The organism is Bradyrhizobium canariense, assembly GCF_019402665.1.
Taxonomy (GTDB): domain Bacteria; phylum Pseudomonadota; class Alphaproteobacteria; order Rhizobiales; family Xanthobacteraceae; genus Bradyrhizobium; species Bradyrhizobium canariense.
In genome coordinates this window covers 71916-92240 of sequence record NZ_VSST01000017.1, presented here as the reverse complement: position 1 = coordinate 92240, position 20325 = coordinate 71916, and the positions used below count along the sequence as shown (strand labels likewise).

The following is a 20325-nucleotide window of genomic DNA, read 5'->3' as shown; positions in this document are numbered from 1 at the left end:
GTTTGCCTCCCACTAGAGGATGGCATCATGAGTCCCGACATGATCAATCGAAGTATTATCCAAGATGTCGGGAGGCGGCGGCGCGGGTTTTTGGACGTCGGCAGCCACCGGCGCTGAAACGTCTTGAGCCGATGCGGCGTCCCCCTGAGACGCGGCAGTCTGGGAGGGCGCGATGTCGCTGCTGAGCGTGACGCCGTAATCTGTATACTGGGTTCCGTTGAACAGCGAATCTGCCGGAGGCGGTGGCGCATCGTTCAACGCGATCACATCGTTCGCGACGGCGGTCGTCGCCGCGGCATTTGATTTGTCCGTCATGACGTTCTCCGGGGCAGTGGTGGCGGATCCCGAACTCTCGATCGGTGCGTCAGCGGTGGTGGCGAGAGCAAGAAGCGTTTCGGCCGATCCAGGAGTTTGAGCGCTGGTGGTGTCCGGCACGGCCGGCTCTCCCGGTTCGGTCGCGGGGTTGCTGAGCGTGTCTCCGGCGCTGGTGAGCACCGGCTCGGCCGTGTTAGCGGCCGGTGCCGCAACCGCCAAAGCATTGCCAGCCACGCTGGCGGTGTCGGCCGGTTGCGACACCTCGCTGGTCGGATCGGTCAGCGCGGCAGCTGTTGTGGTGAGCACCGGCTCGCTCGTGTCCGCGACCGGCGCCGCACTCGCCAGAGCATCGCCAGCCACACTGCCCGTATCGGCCGGATGCGAGACGTCGCTCGTCGGGTCGGTCAGCGCGGCAGCCGTTGTGGTGAGCACCGGCTCGCTCGTGTCCGCGACCGGCGCCGCACTCGCCAAAGCATCGTCAGCCACACTGCCCGCATCGGCCGGATGCGAGACGTCGCTCGTCGGGTCGGTCAGCGCGACACCTGTTGTGGTGAGCACCGGCTCGCTCGTGTCCGCGACCGGCGCCGCACTCGCCAGAGCATCGCCAGCCACACTGCCCGTATCGGCCGGATGCGAGACGTCGCTGGTCGGGTCTGTCAGCGCGGCAGCCGTTGTGGTGAGCACCGGCTCGCTCGTGTCCGCGACCGGCGCCGTACTCGCCAGAGCATCGCCAGCCACACTGCCCGTATCGGCGGGTTTCGACACGTCGCTGGTCGGATCGGTCAGCGCGTCAGCTGTTGTGGTGAGCACCGGCTCGTTCGTGTCCGCGACCGGCGCCACACTTGCCAAAGCATCGCCAGCTACGCTGCCCGTGTCGGCCGGTTGCTGCGACACGTCGCTCGGCGCATCGGTCGGAGCCGCTGCTGTTGTGGTGAGCACCGGCTCAATCATGGCAGCCAGTGGTGCGGGACTCGCCAAAGCCTCGCCAGCCACACTCGCCGTGTCGGCCGGATCCGACAGTTCGCTCGATGGATCGGTCGGAGCCGCAGCTGTCGCAGTGAGCACCGGCTCGGTCATGTCAGCCACCGGCGCCGCACCCGCCAAAGCGTCGCCAGTCACACTCGCCGTATTGGCCGGATGCGACAGCTGGCTCGGCGGATCGGTCGAAGCGGCAGCTGTTGTGGTGAGCACATGCTCGCTCGTCTCAAGGACCGGCGCGCCACTCGCAAGAGCATTGCCAGCCACATCGGTGGGCTGGGATACATCACCAGGCGCACCGTTACCCGTGGTCAGTGCCGACTCCGCGATCTCAAGGGGGGGTGCTGAACTATCAAAGGTGTGAGTTCCCGTGCTGTCCGATGCAACCGTTTGCGACAACGCGCTCGACTGAGCGTCTGGACCCCTCGTCTGGCCAACCACCTCGTTGCTCACCGTGCTCACGGTGTCGATAGCCGTCGCGAGCGCAGGCGGCACCGTCGCCTCGACCGGCGCGATCGCGCCAACCATGTCGTCGGGCAGCGTACCCGCAGTGTCGGCCAGCGTCGATAGCGTCGGCTGCGTCGCCGCCTCGAGCGGCGTGATCGCGCCGGCCACGTCGTTGGGCAGCACACTGACGGCGTCGGTCGCCGTCGCGAGTGCTGGCGGCACCGTCGCCGCGACCGGCGCAATGGCGCCGACCACGTCGTTGGGTAGCGTGCCTGCAGTGTCGGCCAGAGTCGATAACGTCGGCTGCGCCGCCGCCTCAACCGGCGCGATCGCGCCGGCCACATCGTTGGGCAGCGCGCTGACGGTGTCGCTCGCCGCGGCGAGTGCCGGCATCACAGCCGCCTCGACCGGCGCAATTGCGCCAACCACGTTGTTCGGCGGCGCGCTGACAGTTTCGGCTGCCGTCGCGAGTGCCGGAGGCACCGCCGCCTCGGCCGGCGCAATTGCGCCAACTACGTCGTTCGGCAGTGCGCTGAGGGGCGCCGAGGCGAGTGCCGGCATTACAGCCGCCTCAACCGGCGCAATGGCGCCGGCGACTTCGTTGGGTAGCGTGCCCGCAGTGTCAGCCAGAGTCGCTAGCATCGGCTGCGCCGCCGCCTCAAGCGGCGCGATCGCGCCGGCCACGTCGTTGGGCAGCGCGCTGACGGTGTCGCTCGCCGTGGCGAGTGCCGGCATCACAGCCGCCTTGACCGGCGCAATTGCGCCAACCACGTCGTTCGGCAGCGCGCTGACAGTTTCGGCTGCCGTCGCGGGTGCCGGCGGCACCGCCGCCTCGGCCGGCGCAATGGCGCCAACCACGTCCTTAGGTAGCGTGCTGACTGTGTCGGTCGCCGTGGCGAGTGCCGGCATCACAGCCGCCTCGACTGAAGTAATCGTACCAACCACATCGTTGGGCAGCGTGCCAGCGGTGTCGGCCAGAGTTGATAGCGTCGGCTGCACCGCCGCCTCAAGCGGCGCGATCGCGCCGGCCTCGTCATCGGATAGCGTGCTGACGGTGTCGCTCGTCCCGAGCGCCGGCGGCACCATCGCCGCAACCGGCGCAATCCCTACCACCACGTCATTGCTCACATCGCCGATCATTCCAAGCAGGGGAAAGGAGCTGATGATCGACGGGCTAAACGAGTCGCTAAGCAAGTTAGACCGAACGGATTCGATGCTTCCGAGGTCGGAATCCGCTGACAGCGAGTTGACGCAACTAAGGTCGGCTGAGATGTGACCATGGTGCTTGCAAGAATCGACATCGTCGCCACCCCCACCCCCACCCCCACCCCCACCCCCAGAGCTCGCAGTAGCAACTGCTTCGCCACGAGCGGTGCTCGGTCTGGGCGCGTCTTCATGCGGCTCCGCCAAGCGCCCGGTCGGATCGAGCTGAGCCACATGCGTGTCCGACGAGGCGGCCGCCCCCTTGGGCCTCTCATCCTCCCAGCCCGGTTGCGCGGGGTCGCTCGCAGGCAGCTCGTCGTTTGTTCCTTGCGGCCCCGCACCTGCCTGAGCGGCTGTCGCGTCTTCTTGCCTGGCCAGCGCAGATTTGAACGGGGCGGCAAGAAACTCCTCGCAGGCAACTAGCTGGGCGATAAAGAATGACCGGGTCAAGAAACTGAAAGAGCCGGATCGCTTGTCGGCACGCTGCACTCCGGCTTCGAAAATCTTCCGCTCTCGTTCGAGCAAGTCGCGCTTTTCTATCTGGTGCATGACCGCCGCCTTTCTTGTTCAAAAACCACTCTCGCCCGGCAGCATCCACCGCCAGACGAGCCTCTTCGGCCTGTCAGGCGCCCGTGTCGTGCGACGTATCCGTCGCCGTGTCGAAATGCCCCACGTCGAAGTGATCCATTGGGCCCATCAAACCGATGGCGTATTCGAGCGCATCGTCGGAAGACATCGAAGCGAGCGCGCCGTGTATGTCACCCGAATGATCTGGACCGTGCGAGCTGAAATCACCCGCGAACTCACCGTGGGAGAAGTCGAACTTGGCCAGCGCGTCACCAGGACTGCGATCGGTGTCGCCCCTGCTGCCATCGTCAGCCGGCTGGAGATCGCAATGGTCCTTGGGCTGGTATTCACCGTCCTTGGCATCCTTCCAGCCCCCATCGTGCTCTGGGTAGGTGCCGTCTTTCGGGTAAGCGCCCATGCCGCTAAGCTTGGAGTAATTTTCTTTGCCGTCGCCGGTCGAATACTCGTCGTTACCGCTGTGATCGTCATTCCACTTTGACTGCTTGCCGTCGCCACAGTCGTCCGGCTTGGTTGACGTGCATTCCTCGGCTGGGACGCCGGTTCCCGTGAGCTTTATCAGTCCGAGAATGGTCATCACACTGCTCAGGATAGACATGGCTTCGTTCCTCGCTTCAGCTTTGCGACGGTCACAGGCACCTGCGCCACGCGCGCGTGCCCTGCCCGGATCACCACGCCGTCACTCCTACTGTCGCCGAAGCACACCTATGGATGCAGCGGCGAGAAAAATAGTTTCACGCTTCATTCGAGCTGCCGGCGCATGGCCACGAGCTCTCTCCGGATCCACGCTTTGACGGTTCCGACGGGAACCTGGAGGTATTCGGAAATCTCCTCGTGCGTGCGCCCGTCGACGATCGCCAAGAGAAGGCTCGCGCGGCGCTGTGGCTCGAGTTGATCGAGCATGGTTCGCAACGTCATGCTGTCTGGGATACAGAAGGCAGGGTTCGGAACCGTCTGTTCCCGCGCACAGATGGCATTCAATGCTTCGTCCTCCAGCGCGAGTTCGCGCCTGGCGTTCTGGCGCATCTTGAGCGCCGTGTTGCGGACGATCGCGTAGATCCAGCCCCGGGCGGATCCGCGTGCAGGATCGAAGTTTTTCGCATATCGGAGAATCTGCGCGAATGCGTCGTGGATGACGTCCTCGGAACGCGATCTGTCGTGCACGATACGGTGCGCCATCGCGCGCAACTGCTCCTTCTCGCGCGCGTAGATCCTGCCGACGGCGGACTGCGATCCGGAGGCGCACTCAAGCAGAGCTGTTTCGTAATTAAGAGCCGTCTCGCCAGTGAGACAGCTGTCATGGCGCGCTGCGCCGGAGCGAGACCTTGCCTTCGTTAAATCGAGGCACTGATGGGGCATGGTCGAAGTCACCCCTCGTAAGGCACTGCGGCATTTTATGCCGCGCATTTACAATTTATTTAAATGACCGATTTTAAATAAAAACGAAATCGGCTGTCGGCGAACTCAAGTCAGCAAGCAGCGACTTCGTTCCCGGAAGTTTTCAATTTTTTTTCCCGATCACCAAAGGGCAAACGTGGTCGTCAGGGGTGCAGGCGGACCATGGCTTGTCGTGCTCCCCGGCCAGGTGAGCCGCTGCGAGCAGCAACGTAAGTCCTCGAGCCAACTTCGAAAATGGGCAACGTCAACATCGTCGCTAGTCGCGTTTAAAACTTCAGAGCACGCAACGGGTCCGAGTCCCGCGTAATGCCACCGAAGGACATTCGACGCACCCTCCCAACACACTATGTCAAAACACGCGTCGACTTGCGCACCTTTCGCGATGAGCCATCGAATCAAGCTAAGGCGCTTCCCGGACCGAGCTCGCCACATGGCGCGTCAACGCGCTTTCCTTCGGAAGGCGCAATGTCGCATCTCGGCCGCGCAGAACATCCAGCAGACCAGAACCTCCAACTCACTCTGACGAAGCCGCCCTGACTTCTACTTAAAGCGCCTTGCATACGACATTGCAAAAATCACGATACAACAAGCGTGAAACACTTGCCGCTCACAAAATTTGCGCGACCGTGCATCCAGATCGGCGTCTTGCACCTAGTGATGACGTGGCAACAGTTACATCAATGTTCCGCCACCTAACCCGAAAGGAGACCAACATGCTAGAGATGACCAATCTTGCTCACCCTATCGAACTGTCTGATGAGGAGCTCGACCTCGTGGCCGCCGGCACCGGCGGCTGTGGCGGTGGCTGCCATGATGGCGGATCACTGATCCGAACTGGCGACATCAATGTGCTCAGCGGAAACCAAGTTCAGGTTGGCCTGCTGTCCAAGCAGTCCCAAGTCTTTATTGGGTAAAGGCGGGATGCATCGGCGAACCGCTTCTCCATCAGGAGAAGCGGTTCTCCGGTATCCATCCGCAGTCTTGCTTTGGCGGAAGATACTCCGCGCAGCGCTTCAGCAAGGTGCGTCCATGGCGAACCGACCAACTCTGTTTCGTAAGGAAGCCGTCGACTTTTTGCATCAGCGCCACACCTGGGGTGAGGTCGTATTGCTGCAGCCGCTGTCGAGCACACTGCTTAGCTGGAGCCTTGCGGCGCTCGTTGTATTCATTTTGTGTTTTCTCTCCATCGCGCAATACGCTCGCAAAGAGACCGTCTCCGGGTATCTGACGCCGACCTCCGGCACAGCTAAGATTTTCGTATCACAACAGGGCTTCATCAAGGCGATACACGTGAAGGAGGGGCAAGAGGTTGCGGAGGGTGACCCGCTCCTGACCATAGTCACTTCCCAAATCACGGCCAATGGCGATGACGTCAATGCGACCGTACTTGCGGTGCTGACGCAGCAACGCAATGTGGTCGAGCGACAGATCGATGCCGAAGATCGCCGAACCGCCTCAGAACGGGATCGCCTCGGTTCCACGATCAAGGGGATTGAAGGAGAAATTGTCCAACTCGAGGACCAGCGGAACATCCAAAACGAGCGACTGAAACTTTCCGAGAGCTTCGTATCAACGGGCGCTAAGCTAACCGCGAGCGGCGCATTGCCAACGATTGAGCTCAAGCGCCGCGAGCAGGCCGCACTTGAGCAAAAGCAGAGTGTGGTGTCGCTCGATCAGCAGATCACCGCGCGACACACTCAGTTGACAGACGCTCGGCATACACTCGAGCAACTCCCAACCATCGCCGCAGAGAGGATCCGAGGACTGCGTAATGAACTCTCCTCGATCGAACAGCGCGTGGCGGAGGTAAATGGGCGGCAGGCTTACGTTATCAAGGCGTCAACGAGTGGGCGCGTGTCCACGCTGCAGGCGACAATGGGCCAAATCGCGGATCCTCGGCATATGCAGCTCGAAATCATTCCCATTGATGCGCACTTGCAGGCGGAGCTGTTCTTTCCGACACGCGCGTTTGGTTTTGTGCGCCCCGGCCAGCAGGTTAGGATACTTTACGAAGCATTTCCTTATCAGAAATTCGGCACCTACCGCGGCAGCGTGACCAACGTCTCTCACACCATTCTGACCGGCAACGAAACGACCGGGCCGATCGCCCTCAAGGAACCGGCTTACCGTGTGACTGCGGCTCTCGAGCGGCCCGACATCGACGCCTATGGCCGTAAGATGCCGCTTCAGCCGGACATGCTGCTCAGGGCCGACGTTATCCTTGAGCAGCGGTCCCTGATGAGGTGGCTGCTTGATCCGGTGGTAAGCGCAAGGATGTAGCCAAGGATGTAGCCCATGCAGGGACTATTGAATTTCAGCGGCCGCAGATTCCTCCCGGTCATCCGGCAGACGGAGGCGACGGAGTGCGGGCTCGCTTGCCTTGCCATGGTAGCATCCTATCATGGTCATCGAACTGACTTGAACAGCCTGCGGCGCCGGCATCCAGTGTCCCTAAAAGGGGTCACTCTCCGCGACCTCATGGAAATAGCAGCTCGCCTCGGGCTGGCGTGTCGGCCACTGCGTATCGAGATCGGCCATCTCTGCCAATTGCGTCTGCCGGCTATCCTGCACTGGGACATGGCTCATTTCGTTGTTCTGAAAGCATATAGGAACAGGGGAATCGTGGTGCACGATCCGGCAGCCGGCGAGAAATGGTTTCCCCTCGCTGAAGCATCTAGACATCTCACCGGAGTCGCGCTCGAGCTCTCGCCCACTGAAGAGTTCTGCCGCACAGACGAGAGAGTGAGATTGCCGTTCTCGGTATTCTGGAGCGGAATGAACGGGAACACTTGTGCCCTCGCCCAAATATTAGTTCTGTCAGTGGTCATCGAAATTCTTCTCCTCGCCGCCCCTTTCTATATGCAGCTCACCGTTGACGAGGTCATCGCCAGAGGCGATGTCGATCTCCTGGTCGTCCTCGGGCTCGGATTCGCTCTGCTTCTCCTGATACGGGTCGCGTCGACCGCGACCCGCTCGTTCATTATTCTTGTTCTGCAGAACACGTTGAGTTTTCAGATCGGCGCGCGGCTGTTTCATCATCTGGTGCGCTTGCCACTCTCATTCTTCGAAAAGCGGCACATCGGCGACATCCTGTCTCGTTTCAACTCGATCGAGCCCATCCGCAACGTGCTCGCGGAGGGATTGATCACGGGGTTGATTGACGGTCTCATGTCGGTGTTGATGCTGGCGTTGATGTTCACCTACAACGTCCAGCTCGGACTTGTTGTTCTGCTGGCGTTCGCGTTGTATGCCACCCTGCGGCTCGCTCTTTTCAGCATGTTCCGGCAACGGAGCGAAGCGGCCATTCACAGCAAGGCAGATGAGAACTCCACTTTCATCGAAACCGTGCGAGCAGTGCAAAGCCTAAAGTTGCTCAACCGAGAAAACGAACGGGAGAGCCAGTGGCTGAACCGCTATGCTGCGTATATAACAGCCAACGTGCGGCTAGGTCGGGCGAGGATCAGCTTCAAAGCGATGAACGACACGATATTCGGCTTGGAGAACGTGATCACAATCTACCTCGCCGCTCGCCTCGCACTGGACAACCTCATCACGGTTGGCATGATATTCGCGTTCGTCAGCTACAAGTTGCAGTTCGCTGAGCGGACAGCGCTGCTGATCGAGAAGCTGGTGGATGTCCGCATTCTCGGGCTGCACCTGGAACGTCTCGCCGACATTGCGCTCACCCCGCTCGAGCGCGGGCACGACCGAGACCTGTCATATATCCGACAGATTCGCGGCGAGATCGAACTGCGCAACGTGTGCTTCCGGTATGCAGAAGGAGAGTCTCTGATTCTTAACAACGTCAATCTGTGCGTTGCTCCCGGACAATTCGTGACGATCATGGGACCATCGGGCTGCGGCAAGTCAACTCTTGTCAAGATTATGCTTGGGCTGCTCGAGCCAACGAGCGGTGAGGTTCTGATCGACGGCCTTCCGCTGGGCCAGATCGGACCGCGCGCTTATCGCGAGCAAATCGGCGCGGTGATGCAGGAGGATCAATTGCTGTCGGGATCGATTGCCGACAATATCTGCTTTTTTGACACAGCGTTCGATCTACAAGCCATGATCGATTGCGCGCGAATTGCCGGCATCCACGAGGACATCGTGGCAATGCCGATGAGCTACAACAGCCTCATCGGCGACATGGGAAGCTCGTTATCCAGTGGCCAGAAACAGCGAGTACTGCTTGCGCGCGCGCTCTATCGCCGACCAAAGATCCTGTTTCTGGACGAGGGCACGGCGCATCTCGACACACAGAAGGAGAAGGAAATCAATGCGAATCTCCGGCACCTTAGTATGACGCGCGTGAGCGTAGCGCACCGACCCGAAATTACCCAGGGAGCAGATATGATCATCCATCTTGCCGCGACGGCCAGACCGTTTCGGGTCGGAATGACGAGCCTCAGACGAGAAGCTGGGGCTGCGCAAGATGTCGGTGTGACCGGGTTTGCTGCCGAAGGTGCGAAATCGGCCGAGACCGATGACTGCCCCGGCGACGCCACGGGGGATGGCTCGAAGCGCGATGGTGACTGGAAAGACGCCAAGGACGACGACTGCCATTCAAAGGACTGCTGCCAGCTGCGGAAGGACTGCACCCCCAAGCCGTCCGACGACGGTGGCAAAGGCGACAACCCGGGTGAAGCGCTAGCCAGGATCGACTTCTCACGATGCTGATTCGGCTCGCGCAGTCTGATCATTCGCGTGACATGGAAGGCGCATTCGCTTCGAAGACGTCCGATGACGCGCGCGGATACGCCATCGGCGGCCAAACGCCTGCTGCAGTCGCGCGAGCGACGTACTGGCCGGATAGAGACCAAGCCGTTTCCTCGCGCTTTTATTGTTGCGTCGATTCCGACGTACGGCCGGGCTCAACTTTTCCCCAGCCTTGAGCCTGGGTCGCTCCGAACCTCATGGAACTAGTGTCGGTGCTCACGCGCCGGTTGGCTGCTGCCGCCATCAAGGCGTTCGGAGAATGCCTGGACCAAACCAGTCGCGGTCCCGCCTGTTCACGCTGGCGGTGCGCCATCAATATGCGAAACACCGACGTTTTCGCAGATTGAGACGAACGCCCTCTTCGCCTCAGCGTCCTCAAAGCAAAATCGTGTGCCTTGGACTGCGCGCTCAATCCACCAATCGATTTTGTTTGCCCGCGAAATGCGGGATGCCTCGCCGCGCAACTGATCCAATTGCCGTCCATAGGCCCGCACGATCACACAATTTGTCATTCGTTAATCCCCCAGAAACGCGCCGTTCTAACTAGCGCTGAACGCAAGTATCCGTCCGACTGTTCATCGCCCACGCGCGGTGAGCTATCCCCTCGAAACGCCAGAAAGTCACAGAGTCAGTCGCTGCGCAGCGATCGCACGTCAATCGCTCCTCGCCGAATATGTAGCGCCCGCGGATCGCGGAAGCGGAATTTTTGCCTGATGGATAAATCAACAAACAATTGCGCATACGCCAGCGCATCACCGCCCAACACCTTCGACGCCCCTCCGTGAGCCCGGTACCTCGCTGAGGAGGAGCTTAGCGAAACTTTGCACGCCTGAATGTTCGATCGCTAACACAGGAACCGCGACCACTTGCCCAGGCGTGGTGGGCATCCTTTCCGAATGTTGCTAGGCTACGCTAACTGCGAGAGAGCGATGAGCAATGACTCGAAAGATCCGGGCCTTATGGCGCTGATCAGCGGCATTTTTGCTCCGCCCGCGCCGCCCACCCCCGCGCCTCCGGCGCCGGAGATGCCGCCAACGCTCGAAGAGGAGCCCGTGACCGCGGCAGCGTCGCCTGCAAAACCGGTCGCACCCTTGTCCGCCGGCGGCCCCGATGGAAAACGAGCGCGACTGCCCGCTGTGGCGATCGCCGACCTCGTTCTTGGTGAGCTTCGCAAAGTTGAAGGCTTTTCGAGATCCGGAGTCTCGATCACCGTCTACGGAAGTCGACCTTGGAATGCGATGGTCACGTTCGCACCGTTCTCGACCACGTCCCAAGACGCTGCACGCCTGCGACACGCTTTGCCGGATATCGTCTTCAGGCTTCGTCAGTGCGTCGAGATCGAACAGTAGGTTCGGCCGATCACCTTCCACTCGGCGGCCCGACCCCCGCGCTCGGGTAGAGCGTGGACTCATTTAGCGCGCAGCCAAATGCGGATTGATGCGAGCTTGATGAAACGCCAGATAGTTGACTGAGAATTTGTGGTATCGGGTCGCGACCCGCCGACATTGCTTGATCTTGTTGAAGAACCTTTCGACGAGATTTCGCGCACGATAGAGATACGGACTGAAGCAGATCGGGTCTTTGCGATTTCGTTCCGGCGGAATATCGCGGTCCATTCACAATCGCTGAGTTCGTAGCGCGTGATTCGAGGCCGATTTGAGAGCTTGAATCACGCCCAAAGCGATACCATCAAGCCGCAGTTGGCCGCAAAACCGCTAACGCTCCAGATTTACTTCCGCTTTCGGCGAGCAATGGACATGGCCGGGTTGGCCATTGCTTGGCGCAGAACGCGAGTGACCCATGGCGGACTTACGGGTACTATTGTTTGCTTAGCGAGGATCACCCCTTCGGTCCCGGGCGGTATCGCCAATTGTTGCACGGCAGCAAAGTATGAGCCGGTCGAGGTAGATTGGCGGAGTGGCCTTGGTAACATCATGCTTCTTGGATGAAGCCGATTAGCACGGGCCCTTCATCACGATGGCGCCCGGCCCCCCCAGCTACGTCGATATCCGTTCGTGGTCTCCCGAGGAAGAAGCGCAACTTCTTGCGTTATTCGACAGTGGCATGAGTGCAAGCGAGATCGGCCAGCGGTTAGACCGCACTCGCCTCGCGGTCTACGGTCGATTGCAAGGCTTCCATAAGCAGCAAGGTCGAGTAAGCCGCACTAGCGGACGCGTCTTCGCGCAGCGGGCCGGGTTTGAAAACGTGGAAAGCGGGGCCAAGAATCGGCTGTTCCGCTGGACACTTACCTCGGCTTTTGGACCATCTTGCATGCACGAAAATGCGGGGGTGGACGGGACGTCGGAGTAGGTTCGTTACGCTTTCGAGGAGAGCGAACGACGTCATAGGGGAGCCGGCGCCGCTCGAGGCATCGCCAATCACCGTTCCTGCCGCAAGGCGAACGCTGATCCCCACCCGTCGTGAAGGTTAGATTGGCGTATTGCGCCGTATCGAAGCCGCCGTTTCCATCGATAAGCTCACCGATCTGGCCGGCAATACCGCCACCAGCCCATGTCAGTCATCCGTCAACGATTGGATCGCTAAAATCGGTTGGACAGCGGACATCACGGTGACTGAGGCGCTCTTCGGCTTGGGGCCGTACCGCACGTTCTAGATTGTCTCGCGAACACTCTCGAACCCCGCCTCGATGACGGTGGACCCGCGAGCGGGCTACTCGTCTTGGCGTTGGTCAACGTAGCTCGGGTAAAAGACTTCTGCTATTGCGGTGAAGTTTTTAGATTTGCAACGGGGGCAGTGAGACGGCAAGTGAGCCCGCTCGATCCGTAGGACACAGTAACCGCCCCTCGGAAATCCTCTTCCAGTGTTCTCGAAATGAGGCGTGAGCCAAAGCCTTTCACGGTCGGCTCCGACACAGATGGGCCTCCGAATTCTTGGCAGACGAAGACAAACTTTTGATCACCCGCTTGATCTTCGGATGACCACACAACCGACACGCGGCCGCTTGTCACGCTCAGAGCGCCGTACTTCAACGCGTTAGTAGCAAGCTCGTGGACCGCCAAGGACAGGGCGAGCGACTGTCGTGATTTCAGAACAAGTGGAGGACCGGAAATCGTAATCCGGTCTTGGCCTGTTCTGTACGGGCTCAGGGCAGTATTGATCACATCTCGCAGTGGGGCGCAGCCCAATTTGCCGCAGTAAGCAAGTCGTGCGCTCGTCCGGTGATTGTCCGGCGCCCTAACCCGACGGACGATCGCGGCGCTGGGCGTCGATGCACCCCTTTGACTACCCCGCCAGCTTCTGGGCGGCGACGCTCGTCGAATTCTGCGAACGTAGCGATACCGCTGCGCGCGCCGCGGCAGCTCGTCATAGGTCTCTGGGAACGTGGAGGAGCTTGTCGCTTGTCCTGGATACCAAACTGGTTGAGGCTCCTGAAGCATAACTCCGTCGGCTTAATTGATCGCGGGCCGGCGACTTCCAGCCCGGGAGGGGCATTGCAAAGTCCCCATACCCTATTCACACGGCGTGCCAGGGTTCATGTGCGATGACGGAACAGCCTTTGGAACCATCGGTTCCGGACTGACTTGGTTTGATCCACCGGACCCTTACCGCCGAATACGTCCGGTGCGGAATGGCGGCCCCAGCCCTTGGCCCCCCATCCCCGCTGGGGCCGCTCTGTTTGCGCCCCCTGAGCGATGGCCGCAGGTTGTTGTGCCAAAGCTTCGAACCTGACGCCCTTCCGCATGCGCGCGGATTGACCAAAGGAAAGAGGGCCGAAAAGGAGAGGGCCGACTGAGGCGGCCTTCCGTTACGAGGGCGAGCACCACCGCCCGATGAGTTAGCGAGGACTTGGCGTAGCCTCGTGGTCGTAATCTGGGCAAATCAAACAGGTGGACCATCATAGGTCCCGACTCCTGCCTGACCAGTTCAGACCTGAATCGCACAATGCGCGCCCCGGAATTCGATCGACTTGGATGCTGATTCATGCCCACTCTCCGAAGAAGAAGAAGAAGAAGAAGAAGAAGAAGAAGAAAGAGAGTAGCTTCCCGTTAGTGCGACCGACTATCAAAGATAGAAAGTAGGACACCCAAAAATTCGTAAGACGTGAGGGTCAAAACGGGCCCGTTTTGAGGTCAACGGCGACATCGGCTGACGCCAAGTTGCGTCGAACTCAAGCGAACGTGCAGCCGAGCCGTTGCGAGGTGCGCTGTTGGGCAAAACGCGAAGAGCAGAAGCGCGAGCAGGTCTAGTCGGCTATTCTTCCTTAACAGGCAGTCAGCGAAAGACGTAGCTACATCGCCTACGGGCCAGGTGCATCGCCGCCCACGACGACGTGTCGGCGTTGCCGTGCACGAGCAACCACACGGGGCGAATCCGTGAAGACGGCGGCGGCCGCTTGCCGCTCGATTCCGCCCCCAAATCAACAACATCCGAAACACATCGTGACTGAAGTAATTGCATACGCAGCAATTTGACGGCGGCCGGGGCTTCCTTCAGTTCGTTCCGTATCCAGAACGAACCGAAGGAAAGTCGCTGGCGTTGCAGATTTACGACCCGCACAGCGGACTGAAATACTAAGCTCGGCCATTGAGACAACCGAAACATATTCCATTCTTAGTTCGATATGGTCGGCGGGGGCGAACGATGTTTGATGTCTATCGCAATGACAAGCGCGGCTTGCTCGTTCTAAGTACAGGCTCGGCCGTACCTGCGCTTTACTCTGCACATACCTGGCGAAAGAGCAGAAAACGAGTTCTCAAGGTTAGCAACGAAATCAAGTCAGCCGTTCAGGCACAAGGCTATTACATCCGCAGCCTGCGGGCCACTAAGGAACGAATGATCTACGTCAAGTAGGTCGGCAGCCGGTGTTCCCCATTTGCAAATCTCTATGACACGGCAGAAGCCAATCCGCCACTATCGCGCTTCGTCAACTGTCGACGCCCGCGCTTCGGTGGTAGCCCGAACCTCGGTGAAGCCCTAGGTCAGGATCCGTCGCCTGCACATGCTAGATCCTCGCCGTCGACTCCGTGCTCAGGCTGTAGCTGGGCAGGCGGGCGCGGCCGCTTCGAAGGCCCGTATTGCGTGGAGCGGCTTTAGCAGCACCTCGCTACCGTATATGCCTCGGTCGCTTCACGTCCCAGCTCAATGTTCGTCATGCTTATTCGCTGTAGGACCGTTGTGGACCTGTTTCGGCGGTCTCGTTTGAGGCCAAGCAACGCCGAGCCCGCTCGATCTGGCTGTTGGTGGCTCCCTGATTGCGGGCATACATCTCGGCCACAGCCGCCGAATACCTCGCAACGTAGTATCGGACTTCCGAACAGGAAATCCGCTCTCCCGGTCTGTGCTGGCGCGCGGCATAAGCTTCAGAGCTCACCGCGATCAGGAACAGGGCGGCGGCGCCGATCCAACGCGTAACAGTCATTGTGTCCCCCACAGCTACAAGGTTCGTTGCGGGAGCTGGCCTGAATCGTTCTGACTGTGCAAATTAACATTCACGCACTCGCGCAAGGTGTTGTGGAGTGTTGCTTTCCTGCTGCACATGCCAGAGCCGTAGAATCTAAGCAGACTTGTGGGCGCAATATGTGGGATCACGCCTTGCTCCCGGCGCCCGGTCATATGGATCCCCCCGTACTGACTTTGCGCCAGCCTCGATCTTCGTCGTGCGCCCTTGAGCGACGATCGCACGGACACGCCCAGGCTCCTGCCGAGCCGGCGGCTCTCCTAGCGCCGACGAGCCACCCACAATCCAAGTAGAAACGCGGCGAAGAGCGACTGCAATGAGGAAGTCGGGGTTGCGGCGGGCTATTTGCTTCAACCTCGGGAAGTCATCAGGCGGTTCCGGCATCTGAATTCTGCATGAACTCTTCGAATGCTTTCCGCTCTCCGCAGCTCAAATGCAGGGCGTGCTTCGTGCGTCGCTCCAGGATATCTGCAGGCCTGCTCGCCCATTCTGCCTCCTGCAGATAGTGGACCTCGCGTTCATAGAGCAGCCCGCCGAAGTGCCGCCCGAGCTCCGGGATGCTCCGCACGGTGCCTAGGAGGTCCCACGCACGGGTACCGTAGAGGCGTGCATAGTGCTGGATCAACTTGCGCGGTAGATTGGGATATTCGGCCGCGATCGCCGCCACGAACTCCTGGAACGTACCGCCGATCTGACCGCCTGGCAGTGGCCGGCCGGCGGTCCATGCCGATGACATACTCGGAAACCACGGCTGCAGCCGCTCCAGCGCCTGCTCCGCCAGCCTACGGTAGGTCGTGATCTTGCCGCCGAAGATCGACAACAGAGGCGGCTCTTCGGGCGCGCCGTGCACCTCGAACACATAGTCCCGAGTCACCGCCGACGGATTTTTCGCATTGTCGTCGTAAAGCGGCCGCACGCCGGAAAACGCATAGACGATGTCGCTCTCTGCTGGAGGCGTCTTGAAGTAGCGCGCCAGCACGCGCAGCAGATAAGCGATCTCGTCGCCGTCGATCGCGACATTCTCGGCGCTTCCCTCATAGGGAATGTCCGTGGTGCCGATCAGCGCAAGGTCATCCTCATAGGGATTGACGAAGATGACGCGGCGATCCTCGTTTTGCAGCAGATAGGCTTGCGGCCCGCTCCAAAATTTCGGCACCACGATATGGCTGCCCTTCACCAGACGCACATTGTGTGACGAATTGAGTTTTGCCACTCCCTGGACGACATCCTGCACCCACGGCCCCGCTGCATTGACCAGTGCACGCGCCCGCACGCGTTGTGAGCGTCCGTCCTCGCTTAGCATCTCAAGCAGCCAGGTCTCGCCCTCCCGCCTGGCACTCACGGCGCGCGTGCGCGGCAGGATCATCGCCTCCTTCTCCCTGGCAGCGATCAGATTCAAGACCACCAGCCGCGCATCATCTACCCAGCAGTCGGAATATTCAAAGCCGCGCCGGAACTCCGCCTTGAGCGGCGCGCCTTCGGGCGCCTTGGCGAAATCCAGTCCGCGGCTTGCCGGCAGCTGCTTGCGGCCACCGAGGTGATCGTAGAACAACAGCCCGGCGCGGACCAGCCAGGCGGGCCGCTGCTCAGGCGAGTGCGGGAGCACGAAGCGCATCGGCCAGATAATATGCGGCGCCGAGGCGAGCAGCACCTCGCGCTCGATCAGCGCCTTGCGTACCAGGCGTAACTCGTAGTATTCGAGATAGCGCAGGCCACCATGGACGAGCTTGCCGGAGCGCGACGAGGTGCCCTCGGCGAAATCGCCCTTCTCGCACAGCAGAACCTTCAGGCCGCGCCCTGCCGCATCACGCGCGATCCCGGCGCCGTTGATGCCCCCGCCGATGATGGCGAGATCGACCAGCCCGTGATCCCTCCCCGGCGCCGTCGCTGACATCACGTCCGGCTGCGCTTGATCTCAATCGCCAGGCGCGCGGCGGCCTTCTTTGCCTTGCCAGGTTTGGCCTTGGCAGGTTTTTTGGGCGTCTGCAGGCCGTAGGTCGAGAAGCCTTTGGCGGTGTCGGCAATCTCGGCTTCGCTCAGAATGTGCGGCTGACCGAGCGCCAGCGACAGATAATATTGCCGCGCGATGGTCTCGAGCTCGACTGCGAGCCACATCGCCTTGTCGAGGTTGGCGCCAACCGCGATCATGCCGTGATTGGCAAGCAGGCAACCGTTGCGTCCTTCGAGCGCGGCGAGCGCGAGTTCCGACAATTCGGCGGTGCCGTAGCGCGCATAGCCGGCGCAGCGGATGTCGTGGCCGCCAAACGCCGCCATCATGTAGTGGCAGGCGGGGATCGGCTTGCGCGCGATCGCCAGCACCGTGGCGTAGGTCGAATGGGTGTGTACGACGCCGCCGACATCCGGCCGGCCGCGCATGATGTCGAGATGGAAGCGCCATTCGGTGGAGGGCTGGAGCGGTCCCGACCATGAGCCGTGCTTGCCTTCGAGCGGCATCGCCGCGATCATCTCCGGCTTCATCGCATCATAGGGCGTCGCCGACGGCGTGATCAGCATGACGTCCTTGTAGCGCGCCGAGATATTGCCCGAGGTGCCCTGGTTGAGGCCGGAGGCGTTCATCCATCGGCACTTGGCAATGATCGCTTCGCGTAACTGGCGCTCCTCACGGGTCATCTCAACATACCTCTCCTCGTCAACATGGATTGAGCGGCGGCTCGCCAGCGAGATAGCGGCGAACCTCCTCGGCCGCTTGGTCGGCGGCGACGGTTACTGTGCGCACTGAGGCGCCGGCGATATGCGGCGTCAACGTGACATTGCGCAATTGCAGTAACGGCCAATCCGGCGGCACCGGCTCGACCGCGAACGTATCAAGCGTGGCGCCGGCCAGCCGCCCTGCGGATAATGCCTCATGTAGCGCCTTGTAATCGACCAGCGGGCCCCGCGCGGTGTTGATCAGGAATGCGTCCTTCTTCATCGCGGCCAGTGCGTCGTGGCCGATGAATCCCGTAGTCTCCGGCGTCACCCGCGCATGCAGCGTCACCACATCGGCCCGCGTCAGGAGGTCGGCAAGCGCGACATGCTCGACACCGTCATTGCGGTCCTGCGCGCTGATTTGCACATAGGGGTCTGCGACAAGGATCTTGCAGCCGAACGCTTTCAACAGCTTCACCACGCGGCTGCCGATCGCGCCATAGCCGACGATGCCGATCGTCATCTCGCCGAGTTCGCGCCCGGTGCGATCGGCACGATAGAGATCGCCGCGCCATTCGCCGCCGCGTAGCGATTCATGCCCGCTGCGGATCAGCCGGGTCTCCGCGAGGATCGCGCCAATGGTGAACTCAGCGACGGCGCTGGCGTTGCGGCCGGGCGTGTTGACGACCAGCACCTTGTGATCGCTCGCCGCCTGCATGTCGATATTGACCGGCCCGCCGCGCGACACCGCGATGAACTTCAGGTTCGGCAGCCGCTCCAGCATCGCCCGCGAGACCGGCGCCAGATGCGTGACCAACAGCGACGCATCGCCGATGAAGGACACGACTTCGTCGGGATCGCCCATGAACTCCTTCAGGCCGTCGAGCTTGGAGCCGGCATAGCCGTGCTCCATCGGCTCGTCGGGCCATGGCTGCTCGAGGGTGCGGATATCGATGCCGTTGCCGCAGGCCGCCGTGATCTTCTCGACGAAGATCGAGGGAAGCATGAATCGATCCCCAATGACGGCAATGGATTTAGACATGACCAGCTCCCGCGCGCAGCGCCGCGAGCTGCTTCCAGACCGGATGTGACGCCAGCCGGGCATCGAGATAGGCCGGGAACATCTTTGCATAGCGCGCGGCCAATGCCGCGTCAGGCGCCTGCGGTTCGTTCAAATAAGGTCTCACCCAATCCTCGGCACAATCAGTCATGTTGGAATAGAGTCCGGTCGCGACGGCTGCGATCATCGCAGCTCCCGCAGCACCGGCTTCGCCGCGGCTACAGACGCGAACGTTGCAATCGAGCGCAGCGCTCAAGATCACCCCCAGCGCGCGGCTCCTCGCCGCGCCACCCGTGATCCGCACGTCGCGCGGCAGACTTCCCATCGCGGCGTAGCAATCGCGGGCGGCAAAGGCGAGCCCTTCTATCACCGCGCGCATCAGGTCCCAATAGCCATGGCGCGAGCGCAGGCCGAGGAACTGCGCGCAGGCCTCATGCGCGACGAACGGACCGCGCTCGCCGGCATCGGAGATGAAGGGGTGAAACAGCAGCTCGCCGGGCTTCGCCTCCAGCACCCGATCGTCCAGCCGCCGGATCATGTCGGCGCGCGTCCGCGCCACGCCCTCGGCCGCGAGCAGATCGCGCGCGAGATCGAGCAGCCAGTCGATGTTCAGCGTCGCTGCCATGTTGGATTGCATCTGGGCGTAGTGGCACGGCACCGGGAACGGCATGGTGTAGCCGGTCGCTTCCGCGTTCAGCGTCACTGCGCCCGCGCTCGACGCCAGCCGCATATGCATGCCGGTCGAGCCGATGATGGTGCAGCCGACATCGGGTGCCGGATCGTAAAGCCCCGCGCCGAGCGCATTGCAGATCACATCGACATAGCCGAGCGTAACAGGCACATCGACGGGCAGACCGGCTTCTTCCGCCGCGGTCGCGCTGAGCGGATGGGTCGTCGTCACGCCGTCGACGACCTCGGGAAACAGCCGCATGCAATCGGAGATGCCGATCAGCCGCGCCGTTTCGGCATCGAAGCGGCGCTTGTGGAATTCGCCGCAGGAGAATGTGGCCTCCGACGGATCAGTGGCGCGCTCGCCGGTGAGGTTGAAGTAGAGCCAGTCCTTGCAATGGAACGCCGTCGCCGCGCGCGACAGGGTTTGCGGCGCATGCGTCTGCAGCCAGGCCAGTTGCGGACCCTGCTGACAGGCATTCAACCCCGAGCCGGTGCGCCGATGGAGCGCGATGTTGCGCTCGCTGGCCCTGATATCGTCAACGATCTCGGCAGAGCGTGAATCCAGCCACAACAACGCTGGCGCCACCGGGCCGCCGCCATCGTCGATCAGCCAAGTGCCGTCGCCCTGCCCCGTCACCGCAATCGCCGTCACGCGCGTGGCAAGCTCGGGCACTAGCGCCGCCAGCCCGCGCAGCGCTGCGACCGTATCTGTCCAGGTCCGCGCCATGTCCTGCTCGACACGCCCGCCGGGCAGCGTGACGTAGGTATTCGGCAGCGAGGACTCAGCCAACTGCTTGCCGTCCCGCGTGAACGCCACGGTCTTGATCAGGGAGGTACCGGCATCGATGCCGACGATCACGTCACGGCGCTGCGGATTGAGCAT

The 20325-nt window shown here is 61.5% G+C and carries 13 protein-coding genes and 1 pseudogene; 6 read left to right on the top strand and 8 right to left on the bottom strand.

Features of this window, described 5'->3' with window-relative positions; all coding sequences use genetic code 11:
• Nucleotides 1–12: 12 nt before the first annotated feature.
• The 3 genes from FXB41_RS09110 to FXB41_RS09100 all read right to left on the bottom strand — a co-directional run bounded on the left by FXB41_RS09110 (nucleotide 13) and on the right by FXB41_RS09100 (nucleotide 4887).
• A complete protein-coding gene (locus FXB41_RS09110; RefSeq protein ID WP_219681369.1) occupies nucleotides 13–3492 on the bottom strand; it encodes a hypothetical protein in 3480 nt (1159 codons plus the stop codon).
• Nucleotides 3493–3565: 73 nt separating this feature from the next.
• Nucleotides 3566–4126 carry a hypothetical protein gene (locus FXB41_RS09105; protein WP_219681368.1) on the bottom strand — a complete coding sequence of 187 codons (561 nt, stop codon included), beginning with the start codon at nucleotides 4124–4126 and terminating at the stop codon, nucleotides 3566–3568.
• 143 nt (nucleotides 4127–4269) lie between these two features.
• On the bottom strand, nucleotides 4270–4887 hold the full coding sequence (locus FXB41_RS09100) for a sigma-70 family RNA polymerase sigma factor (RefSeq protein ID WP_219681366.1): 618 nt from the start codon (nucleotides 4885–4887) through the stop codon (nucleotides 4270–4272).
• A 752-nt stretch (nucleotides 4888–5639) separates the two neighbouring features.
• Between FXB41_RS09100 and FXB41_RS09095 the strand changes: the two genes are divergently transcribed.
• The 4 genes from FXB41_RS09095 (at nucleotide 5640) to FXB41_RS09080 (ending at nucleotide 10991) form a co-directional block, all read left to right on the top strand.
• The gene (locus tag FXB41_RS09095; protein WP_007601774.1) at nucleotides 5640–5840 is read left to right on the top strand and encodes a hypothetical protein; all 201 of its coding nucleotides are present in this window, start codon (nucleotides 5640–5642) and stop codon (nucleotides 5838–5840) included.
• A gap of 115 nt (nucleotides 5841–5955) precedes the next feature.
• Nucleotides 5956–7206: a beta-barrel domain-containing protein gene (locus tag FXB41_RS09090; protein WP_219681364.1), complete on the top strand. Its 1251-nt coding sequence runs from the start codon at nucleotides 5956–5958 to the stop codon at nucleotides 7204–7206.
• A gap of 15 nt (nucleotides 7207–7221) precedes the next feature.
• On the top strand, nucleotides 7222–9603 hold the full coding sequence (locus tag FXB41_RS09085) for a peptidase domain-containing ABC transporter (protein ID WP_219681362.1): 2382 nt from the start codon (nucleotides 7222–7224) through the stop codon (nucleotides 9601–9603).
• 968 nt (nucleotides 9604–10571) lie between these two features.
• The gene (locus FXB41_RS09080; RefSeq protein ID WP_219681360.1) at nucleotides 10572–10991 is read left to right on the top strand and encodes a hypothetical protein; all 420 of its coding nucleotides are present in this window, start codon (nucleotides 10572–10574) and stop codon (nucleotides 10989–10991) included.
• 59 nt (nucleotides 10992–11050) lie between these two features.
• On the opposite strand, the pseudogene FXB41_RS09075 reads toward FXB41_RS09080, so the two are convergent.
• Nucleotides 11051–11249: pseudogene (locus tag FXB41_RS09075) on the bottom strand (transposase); the annotation flags it as partial.
• A gap of 833 nt (nucleotides 11250–12082) precedes the next feature.
• Between FXB41_RS09075 and FXB41_RS09070 the strand changes: the two are divergent.
• Both FXB41_RS09070 and FXB41_RS09065 read left to right on the top strand, forming a co-directional pair.
• Nucleotides 12083–12256 (top strand): hypothetical protein, encoded by a 174-nt coding sequence (locus FXB41_RS09070; RefSeq protein ID WP_157158666.1) that lies wholly within the window; start codon nucleotides 12083–12085, stop codon nucleotides 12254–12256.
• Between the two features lie 1988 nt (nucleotides 12257–14244).
• Nucleotides 14245–14454: a hypothetical protein gene (locus FXB41_RS09065; protein WP_219681358.1), complete on the top strand. Its 210-nt coding sequence runs from the start codon at nucleotides 14245–14247 to the stop codon at nucleotides 14452–14454.
• 974 nt (nucleotides 14455–15428) lie between these two features.
• On the opposite strand, the gene FXB41_RS09060 is transcribed toward FXB41_RS09065, so the two are convergent.
• Genes FXB41_RS09060 through FXB41_RS09045 form a run of 4 tightly spaced genes read right to left on the bottom strand, consistent with a single transcriptional unit; the run spans nucleotide 15429 to nucleotide 20325 of the window.
• Nucleotides 15429–16955, bottom strand: coding sequence for a glycerol-3-phosphate dehydrogenase (locus FXB41_RS09060; protein WP_007601763.1), 1527 nt, complete (start codon nucleotides 16953–16955; stop codon nucleotides 15429–15431).
• Entirely contained in the window at nucleotides 16955–17692 is a 738-nt protein-coding gene (locus tag FXB41_RS09055) for a class II aldolase/adducin family protein (RefSeq protein ID WP_007601762.1), read from the bottom strand. The genes FXB41_RS09060 and FXB41_RS09055 overlap by 1 nt, the downstream gene beginning before the upstream one ends.
• 19 nt (nucleotides 17693–17711) lie before the next feature.
• On the bottom strand, nucleotides 17712–18752 hold the full coding sequence (locus FXB41_RS09050; RefSeq protein ID WP_007601760.1) for a 2-hydroxyacid dehydrogenase: 1041 nt from the start codon (nucleotides 18750–18752) through the stop codon (nucleotides 17712–17714).
• Complete coding sequence (locus tag FXB41_RS09045) at nucleotides 18745–20325, bottom strand: FGGY-family carbohydrate kinase (protein WP_007601759.1); 1581 nt, start codon at nucleotides 20323–20325, stop codon at nucleotides 18745–18747. Before FXB41_RS09045 ends, FXB41_RS09050 begins: the two co-directional genes overlap by 8 nt.